At 71.6% G+C, this 4369-nt stretch carries 5 protein-coding genes; 1 reads left to right on the top strand and 4 read right to left on the bottom strand.

The window, feature by feature from the left end:
• Positions 1 to 546 (top strand): helix-turn-helix transcriptional regulator (locus AC1D15_RS19655; RefSeq protein WP_477827305.1); only part of this gene is annotated, 546 nt, incomplete at its 5' end.
• An 8-nt stretch (positions 547 to 554) separates the two neighbouring features.
• Here the strand turns inward: AC1D15_RS19655 and AC1D15_RS19650 are convergent.
• The 4 genes from AC1D15_RS19650 to AC1D15_RS19635 form a co-directional block, all read right to left on the bottom strand.
• The gene (locus AC1D15_RS19650; RefSeq protein WP_477827304.1) at positions 555 to 2678 is read right to left on the bottom strand and encodes an alpha/beta hydrolase domain-containing protein; all 2124 of its coding nucleotides are present in this window, start codon (positions 2676 to 2678) and stop codon (positions 555 to 557) included.
• A 91-nt stretch (positions 2679 to 2769) separates the two neighbouring features.
• The gene (locus tag AC1D15_RS19645) at positions 2770 to 3750 is read right to left on the bottom strand and encodes a Bug family tripartite tricarboxylate transporter substrate binding protein (RefSeq protein ID WP_477827303.1); all 981 of its coding nucleotides are present in this window, start codon (positions 3748 to 3750) and stop codon (positions 2770 to 2772) included.
• Positions 3751 to 3780: 30 nt separating this feature from the next.
• Positions 3781 to 4155 carry an AtuA-related protein gene (locus AC1D15_RS19640; RefSeq protein WP_477827302.1) on the bottom strand — a complete coding sequence of 125 codons (375 nt, stop codon included), beginning with the start codon at positions 4153 to 4155 and terminating at the stop codon, positions 3781 to 3783.
• Positions 4152 to 4369: acyclic terpene utilization AtuA family protein (locus AC1D15_RS19635; protein ID WP_477827301.1), on the bottom strand; the 218-nt coding region annotated here is incomplete at its 5' end. The genes AC1D15_RS19635 and AC1D15_RS19640, both read right to left, overlap by 4 nt.

Raw genomic sequence — 4369 nt, 5'->3', positions numbered from 1 at the left:
GGCTTGCGCGACGCGGCCTTCCCGTTCGCCGCACCGGCCCACCAGGCGGTCTACCCGGTGCTGTTCCCGGTCGCGCCCGGGCCGGTGCGCTTCGACGCGCCGCAGGCCACGCTCAGCTTCGATGCGCATTACCTCGCGATGCCCTTGCGCCGCGACGAGCGCGCGCTGCAGGCCATGCTGCAGCGGGCCCTGCCGCTGACCGTGCTGCCGTACCGCCGCGACCGGCTGCTGGCGCGGCGGGTGCGCGAGCTGCTGCGGCAGGATGCCGCGCGGCTCGGCACGGCCGACGCGCTGGCGCATGCGCTGAACCTGTCGGTGCGCAGCCTGCACCGGCAGCTGAAGGACGAAGGCGTCGGCTTGCAGGCGCTGAAGGATGAAGTGCGGCGCGACCAGGCCAGCGAGCTGCTGCTGCGCACCGACCGGCCGGTCAAGCAGGTGGCGCTGGCCGTCGGCTTCGACAACGAGAAGAGCTTCGCGCGGGCGTTCAAGCACTGGACCGGCAAGTCGCCGCGCGATTTCCGCAGCCCGGGGGGCACCCCGGGCTAGCGTCCGGGTTACGGGAGCACCGTGGTCGCGGTGGCCTGCTGGATGCGCAGATCCGCATCCCGTTGCAACAGGAAGCGCTGCGCCACCAGCCGGTTCGCCGCGGCCGTCACCGCCGCCACATAGCCGGCCTGGTTGCCGTACAGCGACTCGAGTGAAGGCCGCGCATCGCCGGCCGCCAGCCGGGCCGCCTCGGTCGCGTGGAACGGCAGGTAGCTGCCGGTCAGGCTCGTCAGGTCGATCTGGCCCGGCGCCGCGACGTAGTTGAACTCGATGCTGGTGCCCAGCGGTGCCTGCACCTCCACGCCGCGGATGCCTGCCAGTGCCAGGCCGGTCGACGCATCGACCTTCGGCACCAGGATCGCGTAGTCGGTGCCGGCCAGCGGGGGCAGTTGCGTCGCGATGCCGCTCTCGTCCTGCGGCACGTACTGCGGCCCGAAGTCCAGCACCCGGTAGCCGTTGAACCAGCCGCGGTAGCTGAAATCGGGGATCGCGGTCGCGACGCCGCCGACCGGCCAGCTCAGGCCCTTGATCGCCGGCCAGCTCAGCTGGTCGGGCCGCACCAGCGTGCCGTCCGCGATCGAAGGCACCTGGCTCGCCGGCGGCGCGGTGTCGCGCACCACCCAGTCCTCCAGCGCGATGAACAGCGCGCGGAAGGTGTCGCTGTGGTGCGCCACCGTGCCACGCGGGTAGACGCTGTTGCCCGGCACGTAGGCGATGCTCGCGGTGCCGCCGGCGCCGCCGTGCTGCGTGCTCGCGTAGTAGTAGATGCGGGCGTTGTCCGGCTGCACGAGGTCGCGGAAGCCCCAGGCATCGGTCAGCACCGGCGAGCCCTGCAACTGCCAGAACTCGGTGCCCGACAGGCCGAGGAAGAACTTCGGGCAGGTGTTGCTGGCCGCGCAGCGCGTCATCACCCCGCCCTGCCGGCCGGTCAGCGGATCGACCGCGTCCTTGTCGAGCGCGCGCGGTGCCGTCTGCCCGAACGCGGTGTGGTCGGTGCGGATCGCGCCGCCGCCGCCCGGCACCGCGAAGCGCGTGTTGATGTTGGTCTGGCGCGCGGCCACGTGCGCGTAAATGCCGTCGAACACCTTGCTGCCGTCCAGCGCCTGGTTGAAGCCCMGGTGCAGGAAGGTCTTCATCGCGTTGCCCGACTGCGAGGTGCCCTGGCCGATGGCATGCGTGATGCGGCCCGCCAGCGGGTTGGCGACGCCATCGGCATCGGCCGCCCGGTGGCGCAGGAAGCTCACCGTGTCGCGCAGCGCGGCCAGCCCGACGCCCATCACCTTCGGATCCTTCGCGACGTAGACCAGCTCGTACAGCCAGGCCGGATCGAAGCCGCCCTTCAGGCAGACCTTGCTGCCGTCGGGCGTGCCGGGAAAAGGCTTGGCCGCGTTGTCGCAGTCGGCGAACTTCCAGTCGGCCGGAGGGATGGCCACGCGGGCATCGCCCTCGTTGAGGCGGCGTGTCAGCGAGTAGCCCGGCAGGCTGTTGTCGAGGCTGGCCGGGGCGTAGGGAATCATCGTGCCGTTGAAGACGCCGCCCGGCAGCGTCATCACCGGCGTCGCGGCGGCGGGAATCAACTCGCTGCGGTAGCTGCCGGTGATGCTGCTGCCGTCCTTGTTGACCGCCACCGGCACGCTGAGCGTCAGCCGCGCGGCGCTGCTCTTCGGCACATCGCCCTGCCAGGCCGCGTACAGCAGCACGTAGCCGCGTTCGAAGAACACCGCATCGCTCGGCGTCGCGGCCGGGTTCGGCATCGTCAGGATGTTGCCGCGGTTCGGCGCGTCGTAGCGCAGCACGCCGCTGGCCTTCGCCATGTCCTTCGGCTTGAGCAGCACGAACTCCGACTGGTACTCGACCATGCCGCGCGCATTGACGGGCGCGAGCGCCAGGTCCTGGATGACGGCGTTGTGCGGGTCCTTCGGATCGACCTCGCCGCGCAGCGTGCCGCTGAGCTTCTCGTAGGCGCCGACGCTGCCCCAGCTGCCGGCCACGTCCTCGGTGGCCGTGATGGCGAGGTGGACCTGCGGCGTGGTGGGCGCGGGGGCGGGCGCGCCGCCATCGTCACCGCCGCAGGCGCCCAGCGAGGCTGCCAGCGCGAGCGCCGCCAGCCGCTTGAAATCGAAGCGTGTCATGTTGTCTCCTGTCGATTGAAAAGGCTCCGCCCCGGGGCGCTCTGGCGGCGCCCGCTGCAGGGAGGCGGGTGGGTGCGCCGAAGCGCCCGGATCACTCGGGTTCGATGCCGGCGGCCTGGATGACCTTGCCCCACTTCCGGGTCTCGGTGGCCTGGAAGGCGGCCAGCCCGTCGGAGGTGGTCGTGAACGGCACCGAGCCGCTGCCGTCGAAGAAGCTCTTCGCCGCGGCGCTGCCGGTGCCGGCCACCAGCAGCTCGCGCAGCCGCTGCACCACCGCAGCCGGCGTGCCGGCCGGCACATAGGCCGCGAACCAGTAGCCCATGTCGTAGCCCTTCACGCCGGCCTCGTCGATCGTCGGCACCTCGGGCAGCAGCGGCGAGCGCTGCGCGGTCGAGATGCCGAGCGCGCGCAGCTTGCCGGCCTTCACCTGCGGCACGCCGGTGGAGGTGTCGGTGATCATCAGGTCGATCTGGCCGCCCAGCAGGTCGGTGATCGCGAGCGGGTTGCTCTTGTACGGCACGTGCAGCAGGTCGACGTGCGCCATCTGCTTGAACAGCTCGCCGGCCACGCGGCTGGACGAGCTGCCGCTGCCGAAGCTCAGCTTGCCCGGTTGCTGCTTCGCCGCGGCGATCACGTCGGCCACCGTCTTGTACGGCGAGTTCGCGTTCACCACCATCACCTGCCCGCCCTTGCCGAGCCCGGTGACTGGCGCGAAATCCTTCACCGGGTCATAGGGCAGCTTCCTGTAGAGGTGCTCGTTGGCCGCGTGCGTGGTGTTGGTGGTGATCAGCACGGTGTAGCCATCGGGCGCAGCGCGCGCCACGCTCTGCGCCGCCAGCATGCCGCTCGCGCCGGCCTTGTTGTCGACGACGACCGCCTGCTTGGTGTCGACGGTGATCGACTGGCCGAGCGCGCGCGCCAGCTGGTCGGTGGCGCTGCCGGCCGCGAACGGCACGACGAAGGTGATCGGCTTGGCCGGCCAAGACTGGACTTGGGCCTGCGCGTGCAGCGGCACGGCGGCGAGCGCCGTGAGCGCCAGCGCGGCCGCGAGCAGGGAACGGTACATCTTCATCGTTTGTCTCCGGTGTGGTTCTTGGATTCGTCAGCGATCGAGCGGCGGGCCGGCCAGCAGCGGCAGCAGCGTGCGCGGCACGCGCAGCGGCAGCTCCAGCAGCAGGAAGGACAGCGCCTTGCCGTGGCCATCGAGGTTCAGCGAGCCGTTGACGCCGCCGTCGAGCACGTCGTCGAGCACGAAGTTCATCGCGTGCAGCAGCGGCAGCAGGTGGCGCACGATGCGGCCCGGGCGGCGGTGCGCGAACTGGCGGCGCACCGCGTCTTCGTCGATCTGCGCGACCAGCAGCGGCCACAGCTGCGGGTGCCAGGCGATCAGGCTGATGTTGGCGCGGTCACCCTTGTCGCCGGTGCGCGCATGCGCGGCGCGGTAGAGCGGGACCTCGACGTTCATCTCGTCGCTCATGCGCCCTCTCCGGTTGGCAGGAATGCGAACCCTGCATCGACGCGCTCGCGCGGCACGCTGCAACTCGCGATGCCCAGGCGGCGACGCAGCGCGGTGCGCACGCCGCCGCCGCCGGCCGGGCCGCAGGTGTACAGCGCCGTCACCTCGCGCGCGAGGCGCTCGGCCTGCCGGCGCTCTGCGTGCTGCAGCGCCACGCGCAGGCGCACGTCGCGGC

It is taken from the genome of Rhizobacter sp. P2_H2, from assembly GCF_056403375.1.
Note: the sequence above shows the minus strand (reverse complement) of the source record. Positions and strands in the feature narration are given on the sequence as shown.